Origin of the sequence: Lentilactobacillus senioris DSM 24302 = JCM 17472 (assembly GCF_001436555.1) — a bacterium.
Classification (GTDB): Bacteria; Bacillota; Bacilli; order Lactobacillales; family Lactobacillaceae; genus Lentilactobacillus; species Lentilactobacillus senioris.
The window spans coordinates 205581-229963 of sequence record NZ_AYZR01000004.1 but is presented as its reverse complement, the minus strand read 5'-3'; the positions used below and the strand labels follow the sequence as shown (position 1 = coordinate 229963).

The following is a 24383-nucleotide window of genomic DNA, read 5'->3' as shown; positions in this document are numbered from 1 at the left end:
ATCATGAAAATTTTTGTTGTCGGAGCTAGTGGTCGCGTCGGAAAGCAATTGACCGATCTTCTCGTTGCAGGTGGCCATGAAGTTTATGCTGGAGCCCGCCATCCCGAAAGTACGGATAGCAATGTTCACCCAGTTAAATTTGATATGCACGATGATTTAGCTAGCTTAAGCCCCAAATTGGCAGGCATGGACGCAGTTTACTTCGTAGCTGGCTCCCGTGGCGCAGATTTATTGCAAACAGATGCTTTTGGAGCTGTTAAAGTCGCCCAAGCTGCTATGGATAACCATATCGACCGCTTTATTTTATTAAGTTCTCTTTTCGCTACCGAACCCGCTCGTTGGGCTGGAATTCCCGGTTTGGCTAGTCTAACCGATTACAACATTGCGAAATATTTTGCAGATAAATGGGTTATTGATAATTTCACCGGCAATTACACTATTTTACAACCCGGTACCCTTCAAGATGTGGAAGGAACTGGCAGTGTGACACTTGACGTCACAGATGGTGGTGATAATCCAATCCCAGATGTAGCGGCCGTTTTAGCAGCAATGCTTACCCAACCTGCTACTTATCGAAAAGTGATTACCATGCACTCTGGTGAAACTAAAGTTGAAAACCTCTTTTAATTAGAAGCCGTTTGCAAATTATTGAACTTATAATTTAATTTTGCATTTTTATGCATTCGATCATTGATTAGCAAACTTTTGTAACAAGTGAAACGTGATTAAATAGGCGTTTTAGTCGGCTTTAATCGTAAAATTCACAAATGTATATCGGCTTTAACGTGAATTACTAAACCAAATTACGCCTTTTATAATTATTTTGGCTAATCACGCTTAAGCTATAAGTTAATTTATAGCGACTACGTTGTGCATTTAGCCAATTATTAGATAATAATTACGAGGTAGGTAGCTTTGTGAATCAATCTACTTTAAGTCGTTTCCTTGACTTTACTTGCTGCCCGCAATATATTATAGACAGATCGATACTTAGCTATTTAGGCTAGTGTGAAGCAACTAACTGTCCACCAAACGGTAAGTTGATAATTCGTACCATCGATCGGCTTAATCTTAATTTTAATCTTCTAACTGTAAAAACTCCCAGTGATGGGAGTTTTTTTATTTAGCGATTTAGTTCTAATACCATCCAAGAAATCCACCATAAAATTGGGAAAATCAGCCACCAATATCTGGCAAATAAGTTTTCCTTATAGTTTTCCTTATAGTTAGTGTTCCAACTTTTAGCTTCTCCCAAACTACGTTGCAACGTAGAGTCGTCTTTAATTAATTCATCTAAGCTAATCTGAAATAAATCACTAATTTGAATAAGTTGGTAAATGTTAGGTAGGTGCTTTTCTGCCTCCCAATTCACCACTGTGTCACTGCTAACTTTTAACTTCTGTGCTACGTTTTGAACCGTCCAGGACTTAGCCTGACGTTGTTGGGCAAAGACTTCTGAAAATAACATGAGCGCTCCTCCTAACTACAGTTCTATAATTCTAGCTTAAGCATACTAATGAAGTTTCAGTTAGGCAAAAGAGAGCTCTGAAATAATTATTTTTTGGTGGAGTCCGGATTTGTTGTTACAATGGGGCCATTAAGAAAAAATTAGTATTTTAATTACCTAAGGAGGGATTAAATGACTCAACAAAAAGCCGTATTAATGAACGCTAACCATGAATTAACGGATGCTAATATTGAAGTTCCCACTCCTGACGCTAAAGACGTTTTAGTAAAAATTCAAGCTGTAGCTGCTAATCCAGTAGACGTCAAACAGCTAGAATCTAGGGATGGCCAAAGCGCTCCTAAAATTCTAGGATATGACGCCGTCGGACAAGTAGTCGCTCTGGGGTCTAGTGCCACTAAATTTCAAATTGGCGATCAAGTCTTTTACGCCGGGGCAGTTAATCGCAACGGTAGTTTTCAAGAATACCAAGTGGTCAATGAAGATCTAGTTGCTCTAAAGCCGGTTGAAATAACCGTTGAACAAGCTGCCGCAATGCCATTAGTTAGCCTAACTGCTGCCGAACTGTTATTTGAAAAGATGCACGTAATCGCTGAAGCCAACGCTAACTCTGGTAATTTATTAGTAATCAATGGTGCTGGTGGCGTGGCTTCCGTTTTAATTCCACTAGCCAAATGGGCTGGACTAACGGTCACCGCCACCTCAAGCCCTAAAAAATTTGATTATCTCCGACAATTAGGGGTTGCTCAGCCCATTGACTACCATGCCGATGCTGAGATAACTATCAGCGACCTTCCCGACAACTCTTTCGAGTATGTAGTTAGTCTTTTCGACATCACTACTTACTGGAGCGATGTAACCAGACTAGTTGCTCCGTTAGGTCACGTAGGTACCATTGTTGAATTTCCTAATGACATAGCTATTGGAAAACTCAAAAATAAAGCCGCTTCATTTGATTGGGAATTCATGTTTACTAAATCTCTTTTTCATGTAGACGAAGCCAGCCAAGGACAAATATTGACCCAAATTGCGGCATTAATCGATGAACACGCAATTAGTGCTCCTCAAATAACTACCTATACTGGTCTGAATGCAGCTAACATTACTGCGATGTTAGACCAACTTAAGACTGGGCATACAACGGGTAAATTGGTGCTGACAATATAAACTAAAAAAGATGCCCGCAGGCATCTTTTTTAGTTTATCGTAGTGACAATTGCTCCCATCACAATTAAGGCCAAACCAATAATTGTAAAGATCAATTCACGAGTAGTTTTATGTTCATGTAAGAAAATTAAGCTTCCTAACGTCGACAATACCATTGATAATTGGCCGACTACAAAAGCGGTGTTCACGCCATTTTCCTTAACTGAGAAGATATAAGTAATCGCAGCTAACGAAAAGACTAACCCAGAAATAATTTGTTTCCAACTTTTAGCTTCCTTCAAGGCTTTCAAATCATGGCTGAATGTTAAATAGATCAACACAGCAATTACCATCCCGACTGATTCTGGAAAGAAGATCGCTAAGCCAGATGAAGACATTCCTTTAGGAATTGTATTATAAATTAAATAACCAATTGTGGTTAAGACTAAGACAGTGTAAGTCGCTTTAACATTATTACCCTGCTTATCACCTTTTTGAGTGTAAGAAGTTAAGAAAACACCTAGCACTAGGAGACCAATACCGATAAAGCCCATTGTTTTGGCAACCGGCGTGCTCCATTCACCAAAGATCAAAACCCCAATTAAGGACGTTCCAATCAATTGCAACCCGGAAGATACCGGCATGGTTTTAGAAACCCCAATATTGCGATATGCAACATATTGGCCGATTTGACCACAGATCCAAAAGGCTCCGGCTAGGGCAGCCATGATAAAGTCCTTTACGGAGATATGTACCCCTATCACAGCAATCACACCTAGACTAGCGACTAACGTTCCCATCGCCGTTCCAAAAATTTGGTTTTTTGTACTACCGCCAATTAATGCAATTGAAAACGGCAATAACCCCCAACCAAGGGCGGGTAAAAATAGCCAAAGTAACCCCATAATCAATCATCCTTTCTCAATTCGCATAGTTTATGATAACCTTTTCATTTTGTTGTTTCAAGCAAAAAGCAAAAATTTTGAAAATTATTTTCAACAAATAAAGGACGTTTATCTTTTCACAAAAAATGTTAGCGTTATTAATGCTTATTTACCAGTGATTATAGCACTGTAAATTTTTTCCATTTTGTCTTTCGCACAAAAAATTACCAACCAAATAATCGAACATTCCCACTAATCAAAAATTCAATCCCTCATTCACAATTATCATAGGTTTAGATTTAAAATTACATTTTTGACTTATTTTCTGCTAAAATGGACAAGTTAATAATTTTTAATAAGTAAAGGAGACTTTCCCGTGGAACTTTCACCATATTGGCAAAAAATTGCTGCTAAAACACGGGCCGAACACCGGCCGTTTTTGAGTCTGGCTCCCATGGAAGCCGTGACTAACGCCGTTTTCCGTCAGGTCGTTGATTCTGCAGCGGCTCCAGACGTTATCAATACTGAATTTGTTAATGCCTTAAGCATTACCCACCCTAAAGCTAAATTTGCGGCGCAGGGCCGTTTATATATTTCTGAAAATGAACCGATCAAACCCATCGTCCAACTTTGGGGCAATGTTGGCGAAGATTTCCGTAAAGCGGCGTTTGCCGTTAAGGAAAAGGGCTTTGAAGCCATTGATATCAACACCGGTTGTCCAGACGCCACCGTTATTAAAAATCACGGTGGGAGTGACTTAATTCGCCATCCAGATTCCGCTGCCGAAGTCATTGCAGCAACCAAAGAGGCCGGTTTACCAGTTAGTGTAAAGGCCCGGCTTGGTTTTAGTAAACCCGAAGAATTCAAAGAATGGATTCCTTTCTTATTAGAACAGGAAGTCCAGGTCTTAACCGTTCACATGAGAACTCGCCAAGAAATGAGTAAGGTGCCTGCCCACTATGAATTGATTGACGACATCATCAAAATGCGAGATGCAATTTCTCCAAATACTTTGATTGCCGTTAACGGCGACGTCGCTGATCGGACAGCAGCTAATAAGTTGGCCGCTGAACATCCTGGTTTAGACGGAGTGATGATTGGTCGTGGGATTTTTGCAAACCCATTTGCTTTTGAAGCTGATCCACACACGCATACTCCTAAAGAACTAATCGACTTACTCAAGCTACAACTAGATCTCTTCGATGATTTTTCTAAGTTGTATGATTCACCACGGTTCCCATCCTTGAAGAGATTCTTCAAGATTTACGTTAAATCAATTCCTCATTCAGCAGATTTAAGAGCCGAATTGATGGACACCAAATCAACTGATGAAGTTCGTCAAATGTTGGCGGCCTCGGATATTTTAAAATAATCAGAAAAACCCGCAATGACTAATGGTCATTACGGGTTTTTTATTATCTAGCTTTTAACTCCGATTGCAATAACCACCGATGATTATTCATGGCTTTTTGCCCTTCAAACGGAGCCACATCCACAATGTAAACATTACTTTCTTGCGAGGAAACAATAGTGGCCTGAGCCCCTCCCTTTTGTATATCGTTTTACCAAAATAAACTAACTAAACGCCTTATTGCAAGATTCATTCCAGCTATAATATTAGAAAACCCTTACAAAAATGAGAAAATACTCATTTTTTGAAAAAATTAATTCGCCTTTATCCCTTATAGAACAAGTGGTTGAAACCGCCTTATGATTTAGATTAGAAAATTTCTCATTTACAACTCATCTTTTATCATTTACTATTACTGTCAAACTTAAATAGAACTTAAATCAGTCAATAGAAAGTGAGTGTTACATATGAAATCAAAGTCAGCCATTACCTTCGGGGTCATTTCAATAGTGGGAACCACCTTGCTCGCCGCGTGCGGATCTAATTCTGCGACGGACACCACTAAGGCCAAAAACAAAACCCTTAACGTCCAAACCAGTTCTAGTCTAACTACCATGGACGTTTCTAAAAGTACCGATATCGTTTCGGCCCAAACCCTAAATAACACCAACGAAGGGCTCCTAAAATTTGGAACTAATAGTTCTTTGCATAAGGCTTTGGCTAAGAGTTGGACCGTTTCCAATAATGGGACCCGCTATACGTATAACCTCCGCCCATCCAAGTGGAGTAACGGTGATGACGTTACCGCCCAAGATTTCGTTTACTCTTGGCAACGAATCGTTAATCCTAAAACCGCTTCCCAATATGCTTACCTGTTTGATAACGTTAAAAACGCCACTAAAATTAACGCTGGTAAGTTAAGTCCCTCTCAATTAGGGGTCAAGGCAGTGGGCAAATATAAGCTAGTTGTCGATTTAAACCACGCTCAGAGTTACTTTAACCAGTTAGTGGCTAACCCCCAATTTTATCCCCAAAACGAAAAAGTAGTGAAAAAATACGGTAGCACGTATGGTACCACCAGCAAAGCCATGGTTTACAACGGGCCATTCAAACTTACCGGCTGGAACGGAACCAACGATACCTGGACGATGGTAAAAAACAAATCATACTGGGGAGCTAAAAACGTTAAGCTCAACCAAGTAAAATATTGGACGGTTAAAGATCCTCAGACTTCACTTTCCCAATACCAAGCCGGCAAGCTTGATTTAACCACCTTGTCAGGAAGTCAGGTTCAACAATTCACCAAGAATAAGGATTATGTGCTTAGAAATTCAGCTTCGACTTTCTACCTAGAAATGAATGAGAAAAAGCAACCCCTCTTTAAGAACACTAAAGCTCGCCAAGCTCTGTCCCTAATTGCTAACAGAGAACAGTTCGTCGATAAAATCCTAAAAGACGGTTCCCTAGCTTCTAACAGTTTCGTTCCTACCAAGATGCAATACCGTGATGGTAAAGACTTTGCCGTAGTTTCCGAAGACAAAGCCATGACCAGCTACAACGAAACCAAGGCTAAGCAGTTATGGAAAGAAGCCCTAAAGGAAAGTGGCAAGTCCAGCATTAATCTGAACCTCTTATCAGACGATACCGCCTCAGGAAAGAGCACTACCGAATACCTGCAATCACAATTTGAAAAGCTCCCCGGACTTAAGATTACCAACCAAAATCTACCATTTAAGACCCGGTTGGCCCGTTCTTCTGCCGGTGACTTCGACCTAGTCGTTTCTGCTTGGAGTGCTGATTATCCGGATGCTAGTTCCTTCCTAGACCTCTTTACTACCAACAGTTCCTACAACAATGGTAAGTGGTCTAACGCGGAATACGATAAGTTAGTTAAATCTGCCAGCGGTAGTCTAGCTAACAAGCCGGCTCAACGTTGGGATGCTATGCTAAAGGCCAACAAGTTAATCACCGACCAAGCCGGGGTAATTCCACTCTACCAACAAGCTCAACCCCAACTAGTTAAGTCCAACGTCAAGGGTGTTATCTACTACCCAACCGGCTCTAACTGGGATTACAGCAAGGCTTACTTAACTAAGTAAAGCCACGGAATTAAGGAAGTGACATAATGGCTAGATATCTATTGAAACGTATCTTTTACCTTTTATTAACCCTCTTTATTGTTATTACCATTACCTTCTTTTTGATGAAGTTACTCCCCGGTACTCCGCTGAATAATCAAGCCAAATTAAGCAAGTCCCAAATTGCCGTTATTTACCAGCAATACGGGCTCGACAAACCCCTTTGGCAACAATACGTTTCTTATTTAGGCAACGTATTGCACGGTAACTTCGGTACTTCCTTTCAATTTAGCGATCAACCCGTTTCCTACCTAATTAGTAGCCGAATCGGGCCATCACTTCAATTAGGATTGCAAGCGATCATCGTCGGGGTACCCATCGGAACTTTAATTGGGGCCTTAGGAGCAGTTAAGAAAAATACTTGGGTGGACACTTCTACCACCATCATTTCCATTCTGGGGATTTCCATCCCCAGTTTTGTGTTGGCGGTTCTCTTTCAATATTTCTTCGGAGTTAAGCTGCACATGTTCCCAATCGCTAACTGGGGCGGCTTTATCTTTACCGTCCTGCCATCCTTGGCACTAGCTGCCTCACCATTAGCTGAATCGGCTAGGTTCATGCGAACTGAAATGGTCGACGTTATGAATTCTGACTATATCGAGTTAGCCAAAGCCAAGGGACTCACTAAAGTCGGGATCATTTACCACCATGCACTTCGGAATAGTTTAATTCCACTCCTAACGGTGGTGGGGCCACTGGCCGTGGGAATCATGACCGGGTCAATGGTCGTAGAAAATATTTTTTCAATTCCCGGAATTGGCGAGCTCTTCGTTAAATCCGTGTTAACCAACGATTATCCTACTATCATGGGATTAACGATTGTTTACAGTGTGATGCTGATGGTAGTACTTTTAATTACCGATATCATCTACAGTCTGGTCGATCCCCGGATTCGCTTGACTGATAAAAATTAAGGAAAGAAGGGACAACCATGATTAATCAATCTCAACCTAGTGATGCAGACTTTCAACTTATCCCGGAATCCGTAAAAGCCAACCTAGATGATGAAAAAATTTCAGCACCGTCACTAACTTTCACCCAGGATGCCTGGCGCAGATTAAAGAAAAACAAAAGTGCAATGGTCTCAATGGTGATTTTAATTCTCTTCTTCATTTTGGCCTTCGGCTCTAGTTTCTTTGAAACCCATAATCCCAACACCCAAAACCCGGCGGCTACTAATTTACCTGCCAAAATTCCAGGGGTCCCAATTCCGGGACTAAACGGAACTATCATGCAGGGTGGCACCAGGGTCGATGCCTATCAACAAGCCGGAATGAAGCCGGGAACCTTTTATTTAATGGGAACAGATTCCTTCGGTCGGGATCTATTTTCTCGGGTGCTTTACGGAACTAGAATTTCTCTAACTATCGCCCTAGTCGCTACCTTCTTTGACCTGACAATTGGAATTGCGTACGGAATTATCTCCGGGTGGAAGGGCGGTCGAATAGATAATTTTATGCAACGAATTATCGAAATCATTATGTCGATTCCCAACTTAGTAGTTATCATTTTGCTGATCTTAGTGCTCAAGCCAGGGATGGTTTCCATTATTTTGGCAATTGCCATCACCAGTTGGACTAGCATGGCGCGGCTAGTTCGGGCAGAAACCATGCAGCTAAAAAACCAGGAGTTTATCCTGGCGGCTAGGTCCCTAGGGGAAAATCCCGTCAAAATTGCCACTAAGCATCTCCTACCCAACTTATCTAGCGTGGTAATTATCAATACCATGTTTACCATCCCTAGTGCCATCTTCTTCGAAGCGCTTCTATCGTACATTGGGATTGGGATTTCTGCACCGCAAGCTTCCTTAGGTACTTTACTAAACGACGGACAAAAGAATTTCCAATTTCTGTCTTATCAAATGTGGTTTCCAGCGATTGTCCTCTCCATATTAATGATTTGTTTCAATTTATTTGGAGATGGCCTCCGCGATGCCTTTGATCCAAAATCTAAATAGCAGGTGATAGTATGGAAAATTCAAATAATATTTTAGAAGTTCGTAATCTAGAAATTAATTTTAAAACCTATGCTGGCACTGTTAAAGCTATTCGCGACGTTAGTTTTGATCTTCACAGAGGAGAGACTTTGGCCATCGTGGGTGAATCAGGTTCAGGCAAATCAGTAACCACCAGGGCCATCATGGGGCTTCTAGCCAACAATGCCGTGGTTGCTAATGGCACTATTGAGTATAAAAACCAGGATTTATTAAAACTTTCCAACCGGCAAATGGAACAACTCCGTAGTGTAGATATCGCTGAAATTTTTCAAGATCCAATGACTTCCTTGGACCCTACTATGAAAATTGGCAAACAAATTGCCGAACCATTAATCGCTCACAAAGGTACTAAACCAGCTAAGGCTAGAGAAGAAGCCCTTAAGATGATGGAAGCAGTTGGGATTACCAATGCCGAAGAACGGATTAACGACTATCCCCACCAATTTTCAGGGGGGATGCGGCAACGAATTGTGATTGCCATCGCTTTGATTAATCACCCCGATATTTTAATTGCCGATGAACCGACCACCGCTTTAGACGTTACCATTCAAGCCCAAATCCTTAACTTGATGAAAAAACTTCAGGAAAGAATCAATACCTCCATTATTTTCATCACCCATGACCTAGGCGTGGTAGCTGGAATGGCTGACAGAGTGGCAGTGATGTATGCTGGCAAGATTGTTGAATACGGCACTGCGGAAGAAATTTTTTATAACCCGCAACATCCCTATACTTGGGGATTGTTAGAGTCTATGCCCACCCTAGACACCAATGCTAAATATTTGCCATCTATTCCCGGCACCCCGCCTGATCTGTTGACCCCACCAGTTGGTGATGCTTTTGCTCCCCGAAATAAATATGCCTTAGCAATTGATCTAAAAAAACAACCACCCTTTTTCGAAGTTTCTAATACCCACTATGCTGCCACTTGGTTACTAGATCCTAGAGCGCCGAAAGTGGTGCCACCAGCAGCCATTAGCAAACGCCAACACCAATATGAATTCGAGCGACAACAGATATTAGCTCAAGAACGAACTCAACATCGTAGTGAAGAGGAGGTGTAGGAATATTGGTCAATGAACAAGATAAAATTTTAGAAGTCAAACATCTCAATCAGTTTTTTAACGTAGGCAAATCCGATGAAGTCAAAGCCGTTAACGACGTTACTTTCGATATTTATCGGGGAGAAACGTTTGGTTTAGTTGGTGAATCCGGATCTGGCAAAACTACTACTGGCCGAGCAATCTTACAGCTTTATAAACCCACTAGTGGTGAAATTATCTTTAACGGTGAAAACATCAATTCCCTAACTGACAAAAAACAACAGCAACATTTTCGCCGGCAAATGCAAATGATTTTCCAAGATCCATATGCATCCTTAAATCCCCGGATGAAAGTGCAAGATATTGTTGCCGAAGGAATTGATATCAACCACTTAGCCAACAGTAAGGAAGAGCGCACTAAGCAAGTGGCTGATTTATTAGAAACCGTGGGACTAAATAAAGATCATGCTAGCCGTTATCCCCATGAATTTTCAGGGGGTCAGCGCCAAAGAATTGGGATTGCCAGGGCGTTAGCAGTTCATCCAGATTTTATTATTTGTGACGAACCTATTTCGGCGCTGGACGTCTCGATTCAGGCTCAAGTAGTTAACCTGCTAAAAGAACTTCAAGAAAACCAGGGATTAACCTACCTCTTTATTGCCCACGACCTCTCAATGGTAAAATACATTTCGGACCGAATCGGGGTAATGCACTACGGCAAAATGTTAGAAATTGCTTCTGCTGATGAAATCTATAGAAATCCCCTTCATGATTATACTCGCAGTCTACTTTCAGCAGTTCCCATTCCCGATCCTCGGCTAGAAAAAGCTAGAACTGAAGTTACGTATGACGCACAAGCAGAAGATGATGGTCAACCTCGTAAATTATTAGAGGTCTTGCCTGATCACTATGTACGAGCAACCAAAGCAGAATTAGAAATGTACCGTAAGCGATCATTAGAGCAACTAAAATAAAAGAAGCCTAAAGCATAATATGCTTTAGGCTTCTTTTATTAATCTATACTTAGCCAAACACCGGTAATAATAACCATGTTAATGGCATCACAATAATCAAAATGGGCACCATATCCGCAATCGGAAAGGTTTTAATATTGCTTAACCGTAAACCAGTGGCCAACATTAAAATTCCACCAGCAGCTGATAAATTACCAATCATGTTAGCGGTCATCAACGGCATAATTAACGCTGCGGAATAAAAGAGGCCAAACAAAACGATAGCTTGCGGAATTACTGCAATCGCCACTAACATCCCTAACAAAGTAGCAAAAATCAACGCGCTAACAAAGTCTAACATTCCTTTACTAACCAGCATGTCAGAATTATGGGTGATTCCTTCGTTTAATGCTCCAAAGATTCCCATCCCGCTAACGCTAAACAAAACTAACAATGCGATTAACTGTTCTAGCCGATCGTTATTTTTAATTTGTTCTTGTTGTTTATCAATCGCCTCTGTTGAAAAATTATGCTCGTCACGGCGACCCCTGAGTAACTTAAACAGTCCTGACTTGATATAGTCTTCTAAGTGCATCCCAATACCGATTGCACTCCCTAATACAGTTGCTAAAACCACAATAGGCGTCTGCTTGATTTTTAGAATCATCACAATCCCTAACGACATTGAAATTAAGCCTAAAATCAACGGCATCTGTTCTTTAATATTGCGAGGTACCGATACTCGCAATAGGGTTCCTACAATTGCCCCCAATAAAGTTAATGCACAATCTACAAATGGTCCTACGGGCAAATTAACCCCTCCTTTTTTAATCACATATTCTAATATAGCACGAAAAAAGCACCACAAAAAAAGGAATTCGATATCAGCTAGACATCGAATTCCTAAATTATTTTAATGTTAAACGTTAAACAAGATTGCGAGCACTGCTAAAATGGCGGGAAAAGCTTGAATCCAAAAGATACTTTTTCTTCTGATCGTTGCCATCCCGAAAACTCCCGCTAATACTACGAAGCTAGTAAACAATAGGCTACCAATTGCTTGAGCATCAACCGGAAAATCAAAGCGGGCAAATAGTAAACCACCGCCGATAAATCCATTATAAATTCCTTGATTAGCTAGTGCCAACCTAGCCTCAGATTGGTTTAGAAATTCTGCGCTCATTCCAAATGATCTTTGCAGCATTTCTGTACTCCCCCAGATTTCTAAAACCATGAATAAAATGGCCTCAATGGCTACCAACAAAATCAAAATGGTGGCGGTAATTTTCATAACTAAACCCCTCTTCTAAATTTATATCGCATCTATTATAACCTAATTATAAATAGTGAAACAGGGGTTCAAAAGAACTTATTCTATAATTAGCTAATCTCCACCGCCCATTATTGTGAAAATCAGACCTCCACCCACCACCGCAGCAATTACAATTCCACCAACTGCCACGCTAAAGAACAGGCCAATCCCACCTACGGCTAACAAAATGATGAACCAAATTGGATGTCTGAGGAAGAAACGAAATAAACCTCCAATTAACTTGAAGAATAAAACAATAAAGATTAAAACGCCAACTAAAATTCCCACCTTAGCGGCGTTACTCATAGCTAATACAACTGGCAAACTGAGCATTCAAAATACCTCCTTTTATTTGGTTCGTAGATAAATTTTGGCTAAATTTCTTAAATCCATCCGACTTAATTGAGTAATTCCTTGATCAATTGGATACATAACTGACCGCTTACTTGAACTATGATTTAACCCCAGTGCGTGCCCCAACTCATGGACTGCTACCGAAAGTTTGTAAGCATCCGCATAGTGACTATTTAATTTGGCACTGGCATGATTGATGGTGTAATTTTCTCGTCCTCTATACTGAATCATAGTAGGCCCACCAATTCCTAATTCAATCATGCTGGTCTGTGGTTGGTTCGTGGAGCTTCGCCCAGCTTTGTTATATGTTCCCAACGTAATTCCGTTGCGATGCTTATTGGCGATTCCTGGTACTAATTTTACCAAGCCGGTCTGATTATATTCTGCTATCGCCTGTAAAAATAATTTTTTTACTTCAGTCGGTGTTTGTTTAGCAAAATGATAGTAATAAACCCGACTTAAGTCATCACTAGTGATTGTTTGTAACTCCGTGTCATTCTTTTTAGAACTCACTGGATAGTTGGCTTTGGGCTGCGGAATTACCTGAACAATTTGATTTTGTAAATCCTTAACCGTATTAATCACTGCGGTTTGAACATTTTGTTTAGTCGCTAGCACAATTACTGTCAGGAGAATTATTGGCCAGACTAAATATCTGAGTTTCACTGCTGACCCCTCCCATTCTAATCGGTAAACCTGTAGTTTACTCAGTTTTTCATTCACTGCCAAGTTGTTATTAATCACTTTGAGAATATCTTAATCCTTTTTACCATTCTGCAAAGAAATTTGCTTTCTAAATTTATAACTCAAAACCGTTTACATTTTATTTTTAGATTGTTACACTAGAGGCGTTAATTTAGAATCATTATAAATGGCAGGGAGGATTTCATTATGGAAAATACCAAAATTGTTATTGTGGGAGCATCACATGGTGGCCACGAATCGGCCATTGAACTATTACAAAAATATTCCAACGTCGATGTTACCATTTACGAAGCAGGAGATTTTGTTTCCTTTATGTCTTGTGGAATGGAACTTTTCTTAGAAGACCAAGTGACTACTCAAGATGATGTTCGCAATTTTAAGCCAGAAGATATCATTAAGATGGGTGGCAATGTCTACAATAACCATGAAGTCACCGCAATTGATGCCGATAAAAAACAAGTTACCGTTAAAAACACCATTAACGGCACCTCAGAAGCCGTGGACTACGACAAACTAATTTTAAGTTCCGGAGTAACTCCCAGATCTCTAAACCTACCTGGAAATGACCTCGAGAACATTTATGAAATGCGTGGCTACGATTGGGCTACAAAACTCAAAGCAGCCATGAATAACGATGCCATCCAAAACGTAGTCGTAATTGGTTCTGGCTATATTGGAATCGAAGCTACCGAAGCATTCACCAAAGCTGGTAAACAAGTTACTTTGTTAGATAGTATGGATCGTCCTTTAGCTACTTACTTAGATCCCGAAATGACCAAGTATATCGAAAAAGAATTAGAATCTCATCAAGTAAAATTAGGGATGGGAGTTAATATCACCAGCTACTTAGGCGAAAATGGTAAAGTGACCGCCGTAGAAGCTGATGGTACCCAATTCCCTGCTGATTTGGTAATTTGTGCAACCGGGGTAATTCCTAACACCGATTGGCTCAAAGGTACCGTTAACCTGGACCAACGTGGTTTTATCGAAACCGATCCTTACTTGCGAACTAACCTACCAGACGTTTATGCAATTGGCGATGCTATCAAACCTTACAACATCCCTGCTAACCAACAAATGCCAATTGCCTTGGCCACTACAGCTCGTCGAGAAGCTCAATACGTAGTTGATCACCTCTTTGAAAATCAAGCTTCTGTTCCATTTGCTGGGGTAGTAGGTTCTTCGGCTTTAAGCGTTTTTGATCTTAAATTTGCAGCTACCGGGCTAAATTCTATGACTGCTAAGCGAGCCAACGTGAGCGCACAAACCGATTTTTATCAAGACTATCTACGGCCAGCTTATGTGCCAGTTAAAAACGGTAATTTACCAGTTTACGTAACCATTACCTATAATCCATTGAACCACCAAATCCTAGGGGGTTCAGTGATGTCACCATACGACGTAACAGCTCAAGGTAACGTTTTAGCCTTAGCTACCAGCAAGAAACTAACTTTAGAAGATTTAGCCAGTGCCGACTTCTTCTTCCAACCAGGCTTTGATCGTCAATGGAGTTTACTTAACCTTGCCGCGCAAAATGCACTGGGCTGGGAACGGTTTTAATTAAAATAATTTAATCCATAAAAAGACCGCCAAATTAGGCGGTCTTTTTTTAGAATTCATTGTTTCACATGAAACTAACTATTAATTCCATTAACGTATCCTTGGTGATTCGACAGCAAGGTCACTTTAGCTCCGTTTTCATTGAGCCGTTCTACTTGGTGTTCTCCCCAAATTGCCATGTCCACTAAAATACGATTCAAGGTTTTACCGTAATCCGTTAATTGATAAATTACCTTTGGTGGTACTTGTTCATAAACAATCCGGTCAATAATTTCATCAGTTTCTAATTCTCTTAGTTGCTGGGTCAACATTTTTTGCGTAATTTCGGGAATAGCTCGTTTGAGTTCCCCCGTACGCATCGGCCCGTTACCCAAATGGCACAAAATAATGGGTTTCCACTTGCCGCCGATTACGTCTAACGTGGCTTCAACGCCAATATTATAAGTTTTTTTCATTCGAATATCTCCTTAGGTACTTTTTGGTGCCTACCGTACTAAAAAGTACGTACTTGTTTTGATTATCCTGTCTCGTATAATGATTTTATTCGCTTATCATTTGTAAGTAAAGAACTTTAAGGAGAATCTCTATGAAAATATCTGTAACCACCAACAGTAAGCCAACCGTTTCACCTACTCTCACTTTAATGGCTTTGGCCATCAGCGCCTTCGCTATTGGTAGCACCGAGTTTATTAGTGTTGGGTTACTGCCGCTCATCTCTCACAGTTTCGGCGTATCTATTAGTAATGCCGGACTAACGGTTTCCGTATATGCTTTAGGAATCACAGTCGGAGCACCGTTGATGACTCTCTTGACCGGAAGAATTCCGCGCAAACGATTATTAATTTATACTATGTTGCTATTTATTATTGGCAACTTAATCGATGCCATTGCTCCCTCGTTTACCATTCTATTAATCGGGCGTGTCATTGCAGCCCTGGCCCATGGTATTTTTATGACCATCTCATCAGTAATTGCATCTAATGTGGTGGCACCAGATAAACGGGCTAGTGCAATTGCGATTATGTTTACCGGTCTTACCGTGGCTACTTTAACCGGAGTACCTTTAGGAACCTACATTGGTAACACGTTTAGTTGGCATTTTTCATTTTTATTCATCACTATCGTTGGGGTAATTAGTTTAATCGCTAATCTACTCCTGGTTCCCAGTAACCTACCTTTACCTGAAAAATCAACAATTAAAGGAATTGGCCGGATTTTGACTAATCCTCAATTATTGCTAGTTTTAGCACTAACGGTAGTCGGTTACGGCAGTCCTTACGTAATTTACACTTACCTATCTCCCATTTTGGCTCATTTAGGTTATAGCTCCAACATGATTGTTTGGCTACTCTTGCTATACGGAGTGATGGTAGCCATCGGCAACACCATTGGTGGTCGGTTAGCTAATAAGAACCCAGTTAAAGCTTTACTAGGGATGTTTGCTATTTTGATTGCAGCCTACTTACTAGTTATCATTTTCTTCAACTCTCATTGGTTGGGCTTAATTGCCGTCTTGATCATGGGGATGTTAGCCTTCATGAATGTTCCAGGACTTCAGTTATACATTGTCCAATTGGCTGAAAAAAACACGCCTAACGATGTAACTATGGCTTCAGCTTTAAATATTTCTGCCTTTAATCTTGGAATTACATTAGGTTCTATGATTGGCGGCCAAGTAGTTGCCCACGTCGGGTTAAGCGCTACTCCGTACTTTAGTATTGGGATGGCGGTGATTACGGTGCTTCTCAACATTTGGTTACTAAAAATGGCAGCCCAAAATAAATAAATTCATTAACTTTGAGTGGTGATTTCACCTTTGCGGACTCAATTTTAATACCAAAAAAGCTGACTAAGTCAGCTTTTTTATTTTCTAATTTTGGCCCGCAAATCATCCATTTCCTCATCTAGTTGAGTAATATCATGAGCTTTACGGGTTAAATCTGTTCGCAGTTGTTCTTTATTGGGAATGTCTTTTTTATAGTTTAATTCGTGTTCTAACGAAGCCCAAAAGTTCATTCCAATTGTCCGAATTTGAATTTCGACCGGAATCCGTTCCTCACCGGTACTTAAATACACGGGTACTTCCACGATCAAATGTAAACTCCGGTAACCATTGGCCTTAGGATTCGCAACGTAATCTTTTTCGGTCACCACCTGAATATCCGGCTGCTCTTTAATTAACCGCTGCATGGTCTCAATATCTGAAATAAATCTAGTAATCACCCGCACGCCAGCAATATCTCGAATGTAATCCGCAATTCGATCCGTAGTAAAATTCAACTGCTTGCGTTCCATTTTTTCGACAATACTATCCGGACTTTTAATGCGCGACTGAATGCTATCAATTAGCGTAGCGTCATGTTCCAATTGATAACTGCGATCAATAAAATTTAACTTAGCCACAATTAAATCCAACGCTGTTTGGTACCGGATTTTAAATTCACCATCGAATTTTTGGGTTAAATTTAATACTTCTTTAACTGCTGCTCCCGTGGATAATTCACTAGGTAAGTCGTCTACGATTCGGTGGGGTTGCGGCTGAAGTTCATTATGATTTTCGTCTGCCATGTTAATCCCTCCTTTAGTCAATTATATAATACGAATCACACTGGTTTCTTCTTTTAAAACTCACTGTATTTTTGCTTAGCAAACTGCCAAAATTTTTCTGCCGCTAACGAATGGTTCGACCGTAATTTCAAGAAGGCCACCCAACTATACTTTTTAGGTTCAATTGGCAGAATTTTGACATTCGGATAATTAGTTAAGTCAAAGGAATTATTCATCAAAATAGAAATCCCCATTCCCTGGTTAATCATCTTTAAAATCAAATCAATTCGGCGCCCTTCATAAACAGTATCCGGCTTGATTCCAGCCGCCTGAAGCTCTTTGACTACTGGTTCATAAAAGCGGGTAAATGGATCTAATAATAAAAATTTTTCCTGATTTAGTTGGCTTAGCTTTAACTGCTTCAACTGAGCTAACGGATTATTTTGGGGCACCAACGCCACCCAAAAATCTTGATCCTCAACTATAACGTCGTATTCAGTTTCCGCTGGTTCTAAAATTCTGGTAAAAAAGATATCCGCCGGTTGTTTAGTCGGGGCGTCCACTTCGTTGAATTTTAAATTAATTTCTGGATGGAGTTGCATAAATTCAGCCACAATGACAAACGCCCGGTACTGAGCTACCGTAGGGATGGCCTGAATCACCAATGTATTTTGGCGCTGAGCTAATTGGTTGTGTAATTCCGTGATAATTTTTTGTTCTTGGTGCAACATTTCTTGAGCCAACGGTAAAATAGCCTTCCCAGTTTCTGTTAATTCCACTTTTCGATGATCTCGCGAGAATAACTTAACCCCCCACTCTTTTTCTAACGCCATAATCTGTTTAGAAACGGTGGCTTGCGTTGTAAAAGTTTGTTCTGCTGTTTTAGTGTAGTTTTTAGTTCGTGCCAAATTAATAAATGCGGCAATTTTTTTCGTATCCAAAGTCGGCCTTCCTTAATTATTCCTATTTGGAATATCTTAGCACAAATGTTGAATTGTTTTCCTCTTTTGAAATCCGTAAAGTAGGAGAAGTGAATTTAAATAGGATGGTGACTAAAACAATGCCAATTGGAATTATTATTAACGCCTTAGCAGTTTTACTAGGTGGAATTTTGGGAGCACTGGGCGGGAATTTAATGAGTGCCGAATTTAAAAACGGCCTCAACTTAACTTTTGGAATCTGTTCGATGATGATGGGCATTTATGCAATTGCCCCCATGAAAAACATGGCTGCCGTAGTTTTTGCTATTATTATCGGCACTGGTATTGGTTTAGCAATTCATTTAGGCGACTGGATTAATAAAGGCGCCGCCCAAATGCAACATTTCATCTCTCGCTTCGTTAACTCTCCCATGACTATGGATCAAGCGACTTTTGACGCTACATTAGTAACGGTGATCGTATTATTTTGTGTCAGTGGAACTGGAATTTACGGTTCTTTAACTGAAGGGATGAACGGTGATGCTACAATTTTAATTGCCAAATCCATTTTGGATTTCTTCACCGCTGTTATCTTCGCTGCTAATTTAGGTTACGTGGTTTCCTTGGTCGCAGTTCCGCAATTTATTTTTCTTCTTTTATTATTCCTCGGCGCTCACTTTATCTATCCCCTCACTACTCCGGATATGATTTTAGATTTCAAGGCCGCCGGCGGCGCCCTGATGTTAGCGTCTGGGTTTAGAATGGTCCAAATTAAAATGTTTCCAACGGCTGATATGATTCCGATGATGGTGATTGTCATGCCAATTTCGTGGTTTTGGATGCAAGTAATTTTACCATTATTGTAAATTAAAAAAGACCGCCATTCATAGGCGGTCTTTTTTAGGTTAATATCCTTGTTGATAATCCACTAAATTATTTAAGGTTTCACCTTGGACATAGGCTTTAACGTTTTTAATAATTAATTGCCATACTCGTTGGTTAATTTGATCTGAAAAGCCCGCATCATGCGGGGTAATAATGATATTAGGAGCATCCCACAATGGGTTATCTGCTGGTAGTGGTTCTGGATTGGTAACGTCTACTGCAGCTCCCGCTAATTGTCCATTTCTCAATGCTGAATCGAGGTCAACAGTCACTACCGAAGCTCCGCGACCAACATTGATAAAGAAGGTTTGAGGACCCATTTTGGCAAACAAATCCGCATTGAAATAGTCTTTGGTGGCTGGGGTTAACGGCAAACTAGTGATCACATAGTCCGCATCTTTAAGTAATGAAATTCCCGCCTCAAAAGTAGTGACCTCATCAAAATTTTCTAAGGCTTCACCGTGCCGGTTAATTCCGACTACGTGCATCCCGAATGCTTTTGCTAGCCGCGCAATGTGACTGCCGATTTGACCAGTGCCAAACAAGACAGCCGTTTTACCGGTTAATTCACTAAAGTGGTGGTCACGATTCCAACGATGTTTTTGTTGCTCTAATAAAATTGAATAGAGTTTACGTTCGTATACCAACATGTAGCCTAAGGTTTGTTGAGCAATATTTTCAGCGTTCGTTCCTCGGGCGTTGGTCAACGTTACGTTGGCTTGAGCCAATTGTTCTAGCGGCAGGCTATCCACTCCAGCTGAAAATGTTTGTACCCATTTTAGTTGGTTATCATGGTCTAAGAGGGTCGCAAATGCTGGATTCCAGCCCAATAAAACTTCGGCATTGGCTAGTTGTTCACTGCTAGCCTGAATGCCATCAGAAATAATTTGGTAATCAGGTGCCAGTTGTTCTAATTGTTGCTTTTGTTCAGCAGTTAACTTCATAGAAGTAATAATATTTTTCATAAGCTCACCCTTTCTTACTTAAATTTTAAAGGATCATCAATTAAATGCAAGAAAATATCACCAAACTCCCCATTCATGTTACACTAGTGACCAGCAATCGGCTGTGAAAGGATACTATCATGAAAAAAACGACAACCATCGCCCTCGTAGTAGCTGGATTATCCATTGGCATCCATACTGCGGCTACTACCACCCATGCCAGCGTAAAATTGGCTAATGGGTATTTAAATGAAACAACCGTGTTTAACCACGGCTACGTCACTACTAAAAAAACCATTAAAACTAATCTGTATCGAAATCTTAACGGCAAAAAAGTCCGTTATACGATCCCTAAGGGAAGCACTTTGAGCGTTGCCACCGTTGGTTACACTGAAAATCACGGACAAATAAAAACTAATATCAGTTTGAATTTAAGTAATACTAGCTATACTTTCAAAAAAACTTTTAGTGATTTTAACGCTCATCACGGTTACTGGCTCAAGACTGATTCAATGGCCTTAAAAAAAGATACGTTTAAATTGGCAAACACCCAAAATAAACTGGGCGGTTTAACGTTTGAAGCCGGCACTGGCGTTAAAAATTTAACCAGTAAAACGGCTACCCCAATGTTTACCGTTACGGACAATGGCTACTTACAGTACTATTCCAGTGCTAAAATCAAACACGCCAAACAGTTAGATGGTGGCTGGAACTTTGCCATTGCTAACGTCAAGCCCACTAACACCCGCAAAATTATCAAGGTTAGGCGAGCTAAAAACGTCACTTATTTGTACTACGCTAAGCCAATCAACGGATTGAAAGAATACAAGATTAAAAGCGGTCTTTACCGGCTAAAAATTAATCACATGATTGGACAAAATAGAACGCAAAAATTTGAAACCGGCGAAGAAGTGATTTCATTAACTTGGGCGAACTACTACGTAGGTGGTAAACGATTCTATGTGGTGCAAGAATACTAGAGTGCTAATTGAAGTTAAAAGCCGTTTTAATAGAGTGCTAAGACCAATGAGGTTTATTTCCGAGCACTAAGAAAATAGCAGTTAATAGTTCGGCCTAAAAAGTCGCTATTGACTGTTATTTATTTAGGTGGAGGAAATAAGTTGGTCGAAGCCGTTTTTAATAGAGTGATGACAGAACCGTTTAATCATTGAGGATTAATTCTGGAAACTACTTTCCAATTGATTCCTCATTTCCCATTGACACCCTCCCCTTCACAAGGCTACCCTTAATGTATCAATGGAGGACGCCTTGCATTATGGTAACCGGCTAATTATGGTTCAAGATGGTCAGATCACTCATGATGTGCGAGGAGATGACAAGCTAAAGCTCAAAAAGACTGAAATGTTAAGTTGGTTCAATTACAAATAAAGTAATAGTTAATTCAGTAAAACTAATCATGAATATTAATTGGTATTTATGCCTTATTATTGAAAGAAATGTAAAAAAATAATTAATTTGTAACTTTTTTGTTCTTGTTAATTCTTATCAAAAAGTTTAAAATTAAAATAATCAATGGCGTTAAATAATTAACAACGTTGAAAATACATAACCAATAAGGGGATTAAAATAATGAACGTAAATCTTAAAAAATCATTATTACTAGGTACTGCTGCTCTTGGTTTTATGGTTACTGCTGGATCAATTAATACTCAAGCTTCTTCAGTTAAGGTACTTTCCAACAGACATCTATCTACTAACGTTACCGTTAACACAACGGGTAAAAATGCTATCTACACTAAGGCTGGAACCCTAAAGGGAGCTAAAGTTCTCGCTTCTGTTAATACCACTAAAAGAATCAAAAACTCTGATAGTGGCCAAGATAACGTATTAGCATACCGTGTCGCTGTTACTAACCGGGGTTCTGTTTACTACAAGGTTGTTACTTTTGATAAAGCTTACCGTGGTTGGATCTATGGTGGTAAGTCAACTAGTAGCTTCGGTGGTGGATTAACCTCATACACTACTTTTGAAAATGGCAGTGTAGCTTCAACTGATACCGACAAGAAGTTCTATATTGCTAACCCCGGAACTTCTAACGACAACAAATCAACAACGTATAAAGCCCCAGCTTGGACCCAAATGGGTAAAGGTCGGACTGTTGTAGATGGTTCTGCAATTGCTAACGATGAATTGACTATTACCAAATCAGGTACTCGTACTCGTGAAGGCGATACTTGGGTTTATGTAAATGATGCTACTAATCCTAACTACAGTGGTTGGATTTTACGAAGCGGTTTAAGTACTACCAAGGGTGGTAGTGATACCACAGAAGTCACTGATGGCGTTACTATCAAATACGTTACCAGTGCTGGAAGTGATGTAGCAAGCAAAACTGTTTCCTTCGTTCCTTCCACTTCTAACAATGAATTAATGAACGTAAGCGATGCTGTAAATGCTAACTTACCTGAAGGTTACTCAGTAACTAATACTTCTTCAGCTACTGCTAAGAAGGGCGATACCATCACAGTAGTAGTTGCCCAAAACAAGAAAACTACTAGCTTAGCAATTCATCTGAAAGAATCGGCAAATTCTAATGGTGACTACGTCTTTGGTAAAGGAGCTGATCTTTGGAGTAAAGATATCCTTACAGGTGATCAAAAAGATGCTTTGAAGAAACAACTAACTGCAGAAAGTAATCAAGTCGTTACTGGTACTACCTGGACCAGTGACCAAATTCAAACCGTTTTAACTAAAGCTAACTTAGGTACTTTCAAGGTCAAAAAAGCAGATAGTAATGGTAAAGAACAAACCTATACCGTTAGTTTCACCAGTGCTGATCCAGTTAAGGTAGCTAAGGATGCTACTCAAGCTGAGGCAACTGCTTACTATACTGTAACTAAAGGTAGTTCTTTAGATAACATTTTAGGCGACTCTACTTTAAGTGATATTTTAGGAAGCCTTGGCATCGACGTTAGTGGTCTAGGTGGTCTTTCAGACATCTTAGACTTACTAAACGGCTTAAACCTTGGTGGTAGCGGCTCTGATCTATCATCTATCATTGATATTATTACTGGTGGTTTATCTTAATAACTTCTAACCTCAAAAACACTTTCGAATTTCTTCGAAAGTGTTTTTTATTATGATTTAAAAATCACAATTACAATTATTTCCTGTACGTAATTTTAACTAACGGCTAAAATAAGGTTAGCTTTCCCAAAGGATGGTGATTCCATGCACTCTCAAATTACAATCAAAGAAATTGCCAAAGAAGCCGGTGTGTCGGTTGCAACAGTTTCTAGAGCTTTAAACGATAGCCCCCGAGTAATGCCAGCCACTAAAGAACGCATTCAGCAAATCGCGAACCAACTGGGCTACCGGGTGAACGATTTAGCCCGCAGCATTCGAGTTAAAAAAACTTTCACCATCGGCGTGGTCATTTCTAACATTCTGACATCTTTTTTCACCGAAATCATTGATCAACTAGAAGAGCACGCCCTCAAAAATCACTACCAAATTATCATTGCCAGAACCAACGAAGATACAACTAGTGAACAACAGGCAATCTCAACCCTGCAGCAACGGATGGTAGACGGACTAATTATTGCCACTGCTGATGTTAGTCATATTTTAACTAATCTAGATCCCACTGTTCCTGCCGTTTTTATTGATCGGCAACCCCAAGAAACCCAAGGTAATTTTGATGTAGTCATAACTGAAAATGCTCGGGGAGCTGCAGAGATCGTTACTACTATGATTCACCAGGGGGCCAAACGAATTGGCTTTATTAATAGTCCGGTCAGTACCACTAGCACCGAACGGCTTCAAGGTTACCGTCAGGCAATCTCACAGGCTCAGTTTCCGTTGGATGACCGTCTGATCTTAACTAGCACCGTTGATTACGCTAATGTAGCGGATTTAACTGGCAAATTAGTTTATAATCTCCGTTGTGATGGCATTATCGCCGCAGATAACCAGATTTTACTCCGAATCCTACAGCGTTTAACTGATCGTGACTTTCCACAGATCACCTTAGGGAGTTTTGATGATTCTCCCTGGCTACAAGTTATGCGTTATCCAATGGTCATTGCTAAGCAACCAACAGCCCAAATCGCCAAAGTTGCCTTTGATCTACTAATGAAACGAATTCAAGATCCCAATCGAGCCACTAATATTAAGCGGGTCAAAACTACCCTAGTAAGATATTAAAAAGCGCTAACCG

The 24383-nt window shown here is 40.2% G+C and carries 25 protein-coding genes; 14 read left to right on the top strand and 11 right to left on the bottom strand.

All coding sequences use genetic code 11. The annotated features are described in order from the left end of the window. Window positions 1–3 precede the first annotated feature (3 nt). Complete coding sequence (locus tag FC56_RS01415; protein WP_056977541.1) at window positions 4–627, top strand: NAD(P)H-binding protein; 624 nt, start codon at window positions 4–6, stop codon at window positions 625–627. 496 nt (window positions 628–1123) lie between these two features. Here FC56_RS01415 and FC56_RS01410 read toward each other — a convergent pair whose 3' ends face one another. After that, the gene (locus FC56_RS01410) at window positions 1124–1468 is read right to left on the bottom strand and encodes a helix-turn-helix domain-containing protein (RefSeq protein ID WP_054670067.1); all 345 of its coding nucleotides are present in this window, start codon (window positions 1466–1468) and stop codon (window positions 1124–1126) included. A gap of 171 nt (window positions 1469–1639) precedes the next feature. Between FC56_RS01410 and FC56_RS01405 the strand changes: the two genes are divergently transcribed. Next, a complete protein-coding gene (locus FC56_RS01405) occupies window positions 1640–2632 on the top strand; it encodes an alcohol dehydrogenase catalytic domain-containing protein (RefSeq protein ID WP_056977539.1) in 993 nt (330 codons plus the stop codon). Between the two features lie 29 nt (window positions 2633–2661). On the opposite strand, the gene FC56_RS01400 is transcribed toward FC56_RS01405, so the two are convergent. Then, window positions 2662–3516 (bottom strand): GRP family sugar transporter, encoded by an 855-nt coding sequence (locus FC56_RS01400; RefSeq protein ID WP_056977538.1) that lies wholly within the window; start codon window positions 3514–3516, stop codon window positions 2662–2664. A gap of 355 nt (window positions 3517–3871) precedes the next feature. On the opposite strand from FC56_RS01400, the gene FC56_RS01395 reads away from it, so the two are divergent. Next, complete coding sequence (locus FC56_RS01395; RefSeq protein ID WP_056977535.1) at window positions 3872–4867, top strand: tRNA dihydrouridine synthase; 996 nt, start codon at window positions 3872–3874, stop codon at window positions 4865–4867. A gap of 43 nt (window positions 4868–4910) precedes the next feature. On the opposite strand, the gene FC56_RS08275 is transcribed toward FC56_RS01395, so the two are convergent. Further along, the gene (locus FC56_RS08275; RefSeq protein WP_147649667.1) at window positions 4911–5051 is read right to left on the bottom strand and encodes a DUF1541 domain-containing protein; all 141 of its coding nucleotides are present in this window, start codon (window positions 5049–5051) and stop codon (window positions 4911–4913) included. 262 nt (window positions 5052–5313) lie between these two features. On the opposite strand from FC56_RS08275, the gene FC56_RS01390 reads away from it, so the two are divergent. From FC56_RS01390 to FC56_RS01370, 5 genes are read left to right on the top strand one after another with little or no spacing between them, the layout of a single operon-like run. After that, on the top strand, window positions 5314–6945 hold the full coding sequence (locus tag FC56_RS01390; RefSeq protein WP_056977533.1) for a peptide ABC transporter substrate-binding protein: 1632 nt from the start codon (window positions 5314–5316) through the stop codon (window positions 6943–6945). A gap of 26 nt (window positions 6946–6971) precedes the next feature. Further along, window positions 6972–7898 carry an oligopeptide ABC transporter permease gene (gene opp3b / locus FC56_RS01385; protein ID WP_056977531.1) on the top strand — a complete coding sequence of 309 codons (927 nt, stop codon included), beginning with the start codon at window positions 6972–6974 and terminating at the stop codon, window positions 7896–7898. A gap of 17 nt (window positions 7899–7915) precedes the next feature. Further along, complete coding sequence (locus tag FC56_RS01380) at window positions 7916–8941, top strand: ABC transporter permease (RefSeq protein WP_056977529.1); 1026 nt, start codon at window positions 7916–7918, stop codon at window positions 8939–8941. Between the two features lie 11 nt (window positions 8942–8952). Next, a complete protein-coding gene (locus FC56_RS01375) occupies window positions 8953–10044 on the top strand; it encodes an ABC transporter ATP-binding protein (RefSeq protein WP_056977527.1) in 1092 nt (363 codons plus the stop codon). A 5-nt stretch (window positions 10045–10049) separates the two neighbouring features. Further along, entirely contained in the window at window positions 10050–10997 is a 948-nt protein-coding gene (locus FC56_RS01370; RefSeq protein ID WP_056977525.1) for an ABC transporter ATP-binding protein, read from the top strand. Between the two features lie 49 nt (window positions 10998–11046). Here the strand turns inward: FC56_RS01370 and FC56_RS01365 are convergent, their stop codons facing one another. The 4 genes from FC56_RS01365 to FC56_RS01350 all read right to left on the bottom strand — a co-directional run bounded on the left by FC56_RS01365 (window position 11047) and on the right by FC56_RS01350 (window position 13308). After that, the gene (locus FC56_RS01365) at window positions 11047–11787 is read right to left on the bottom strand and encodes a DUF554 domain-containing protein (RefSeq protein ID WP_056977523.1); all 741 of its coding nucleotides are present in this window, start codon (window positions 11785–11787) and stop codon (window positions 11047–11049) included. Window positions 11788–11895: 108 nt separating this feature from the next. After that, window positions 11896–12267, bottom strand: a complete 372-nt coding sequence (locus tag FC56_RS01360; protein ID WP_056977520.1) for a DUF1304 domain-containing protein — start codon at window positions 12265–12267, stop codon at window positions 11896–11898. A gap of 93 nt (window positions 12268–12360) precedes the next feature. Next, the gene (locus tag FC56_RS01355; protein ID WP_054670080.1) at window positions 12361–12621 is read right to left on the bottom strand and encodes a hypothetical protein; all 261 of its coding nucleotides are present in this window, start codon (window positions 12619–12621) and stop codon (window positions 12361–12363) included. Between the two features lie 15 nt (window positions 12622–12636). After that, window positions 12637–13308, bottom strand: a complete 672-nt coding sequence (locus tag FC56_RS01350) for a matrixin family metalloprotease (protein ID WP_056977519.1) — start codon at window positions 13306–13308, stop codon at window positions 12637–12639. Between the two features lie 225 nt (window positions 13309–13533). Between FC56_RS01350 and FC56_RS01345 the strand changes: the two genes are divergently transcribed. Further along, entirely contained in the window at window positions 13534–14907 is a 1374-nt protein-coding gene (locus tag FC56_RS01345; protein WP_054670086.1) for an NAD(P)/FAD-dependent oxidoreductase, read from the top strand. A 74-nt stretch (window positions 14908–14981) separates the two neighbouring features. Here FC56_RS01345 and FC56_RS01340 read toward each other — a convergent pair whose 3' ends face one another. Then, window positions 14982–15362, bottom strand: a complete 381-nt coding sequence (locus tag FC56_RS01340) for a winged helix-turn-helix transcriptional regulator (RefSeq protein WP_056977517.1) — start codon at window positions 15360–15362, stop codon at window positions 14982–14984. A gap of 131 nt (window positions 15363–15493) precedes the next feature. Here FC56_RS01340 and FC56_RS01335 point away from each other — a divergent pair, with 131 nt between their 5' ends. Continuing rightward, window positions 15494–16693 carry an MFS transporter gene (locus tag FC56_RS01335; RefSeq protein ID WP_056977514.1) on the top strand — a complete coding sequence of 400 codons (1200 nt, stop codon included), beginning with the start codon at window positions 15494–15496 and terminating at the stop codon, window positions 16691–16693. Window positions 16694–16770: 77 nt separating this feature from the next. Here FC56_RS01335 and FC56_RS01330 read toward each other — a convergent pair whose 3' ends face one another. Continuing rightward, a complete protein-coding gene (locus FC56_RS01330; protein ID WP_082620538.1) occupies window positions 16771–17475 on the bottom strand; it encodes a GTP pyrophosphokinase in 705 nt (234 codons plus the stop codon). 53 nt (window positions 17476–17528) lie between these two features. Beyond that, a complete protein-coding gene (locus tag FC56_RS01325; protein WP_056977512.1) occupies window positions 17529–18395 on the bottom strand; it encodes a LysR family transcriptional regulator in 867 nt (288 codons plus the stop codon). A 119-nt stretch (window positions 18396–18514) separates the two neighbouring features. On the opposite strand from FC56_RS01325, the gene FC56_RS01320 reads away from it, so the two are divergent. Further along, window positions 18515–19240: a DUF554 domain-containing protein gene (locus tag FC56_RS01320; RefSeq protein WP_056977910.1), complete on the top strand. Its 726-nt coding sequence runs from the start codon at window positions 18515–18517 to the stop codon at window positions 19238–19240. 39 nt (window positions 19241–19279) lie between these two features. Here the strand turns inward: FC56_RS01320 and FC56_RS01315 are convergent, their stop codons facing one another. Then, window positions 19280–20224 carry a D-2-hydroxyacid dehydrogenase gene (locus FC56_RS01315; RefSeq protein WP_056977510.1) on the bottom strand — a complete coding sequence of 315 codons (945 nt, stop codon included), beginning with the start codon at window positions 20222–20224 and terminating at the stop codon, window positions 19280–19282. 119 nt (window positions 20225–20343) lie between these two features. Between FC56_RS01315 and FC56_RS01310 the strand changes: the two genes are divergently transcribed. The 3 genes from FC56_RS01310 to FC56_RS01300 all read left to right on the top strand — a co-directional run bounded on the left by FC56_RS01310 (window position 20344) and on the right by FC56_RS01300 (window position 24370). Beyond that, window positions 20344–21183 (top strand): hypothetical protein, encoded by an 840-nt coding sequence (locus tag FC56_RS01310; protein ID WP_056977509.1) that lies wholly within the window; start codon window positions 20344–20346, stop codon window positions 21181–21183. 610 nt (window positions 21184–21793) lie between these two features. Further along, a complete protein-coding gene (locus tag FC56_RS01305; RefSeq protein WP_056977507.1) occupies window positions 21794–23251 on the top strand; it encodes a hypothetical protein in 1458 nt (485 codons plus the stop codon). 144 nt (window positions 23252–23395) lie between these two features. Beyond that, entirely contained in the window at window positions 23396–24370 is a 975-nt protein-coding gene (locus FC56_RS01300; RefSeq protein WP_056977505.1) for a LacI family DNA-binding transcriptional regulator, read from the top strand. The last annotated feature ends 13 nt before the right edge of the window (window positions 24371–24383 follow it).

What these genes read in the sequence shown, in the direction of transcription:
- FC56_RS01335 (WP_056977514.1), top strand. Translation starts at nt 15,494, where the DNA reads ATGAAAATATCTGTAACCACCAACAGTAAGCCAACCGTTTCACCTACT.
- FC56_RS01315 (WP_056977510.1), bottom strand. Translation starts at nt 20,224, where the DNA reads ATGAAAAATATTATTACTTCTATGAAGTTAACTGCTGAACAAAAGCAA.
- FC56_RS01405 (WP_056977539.1), top strand. Translation starts at nt 1,640, where the DNA reads ATGACTCAACAAAAAGCCGTATTAATGAACGCTAACCATGAATTAACG.
- FC56_RS01305 (WP_056977507.1), top strand. Translation starts at nt 21,794, where the DNA reads ATGAACGTAAATCTTAAAAAATCATTATTACTAGGTACTGCTGCTCTT.
- FC56_RS01390 (WP_056977533.1), top strand. Translation starts at nt 5,314, where the DNA reads ATGAAATCAAAGTCAGCCATTACCTTCGGGGTCATTTCAATAGTGGGA.
- FC56_RS01415 (WP_056977541.1), top strand. Translation starts at nt 4, where the DNA reads ATGAAAATTTTTGTTGTCGGAGCTAGTGGTCGCGTCGGAAAGCAATTG.
- FC56_RS01340 (WP_056977517.1), bottom strand. Translation starts at nt 15,362, where the DNA reads ATGAAAAAAACTTATAATATTGGCGTTGAAGCCACGTTAGACGTAATC.
- opp3b (WP_056977531.1), top strand. Translation starts at nt 6,972, where the DNA reads ATGGCTAGATATCTATTGAAACGTATCTTTTACCTTTTATTAACCCTC.
- FC56_RS01375 (WP_056977527.1), top strand. Translation starts at nt 8,953, where the DNA reads ATGGAAAATTCAAATAATATTTTAGAAGTTCGTAATCTAGAAATTAAT.
- FC56_RS01330 (WP_082620538.1), bottom strand. Translation starts at nt 17,475, where the DNA reads ATGGCAGACGAAAATCATAATGAACTTCAGCCGCAACCCCACCGAATC.
- FC56_RS01355 (WP_054670080.1), bottom strand. Translation starts at nt 12,621, where the DNA reads ATGCTCAGTTTGCCAGTTGTATTAGCTATGAGTAACGCCGCTAAGGTG.
- FC56_RS01410 (WP_054670067.1), bottom strand. Translation starts at nt 1,468, where the DNA reads ATGTTATTTTCAGAAGTCTTTGCCCAACAACGTCAGGCTAAGTCCTGG.
- FC56_RS01380 (WP_056977529.1), top strand. Translation starts at nt 7,916, where the DNA reads ATGATTAATCAATCTCAACCTAGTGATGCAGACTTTCAACTTATCCCG.
- FC56_RS01310 (WP_056977509.1), top strand. Translation starts at nt 20,344, where the DNA reads ATGAAAAAAACGACAACCATCGCCCTCGTAGTAGCTGGATTATCCATT.
- FC56_RS01300 (WP_056977505.1), top strand. Translation starts at nt 23,396, where the DNA reads ATGCACTCTCAAATTACAATCAAAGAAATTGCCAAAGAAGCCGGTGTG.
- FC56_RS01320 (WP_056977910.1), top strand. Translation starts at nt 18,515, where the DNA reads ATGCCAATTGGAATTATTATTAACGCCTTAGCAGTTTTACTAGGTGGA.
- FC56_RS01360 (WP_056977520.1), bottom strand. Translation starts at nt 12,267, where the DNA reads ATGAAAATTACCGCCACCATTTTGATTTTGTTGGTAGCCATTGAGGCC.
- FC56_RS01345 (WP_054670086.1), top strand. Translation starts at nt 13,534, where the DNA reads ATGGAAAATACCAAAATTGTTATTGTGGGAGCATCACATGGTGGCCAC.
- FC56_RS01400 (WP_056977538.1), bottom strand. Translation starts at nt 3,516, where the DNA reads ATGGGGTTACTTTGGCTATTTTTACCCGCCCTTGGTTGGGGGTTATTG.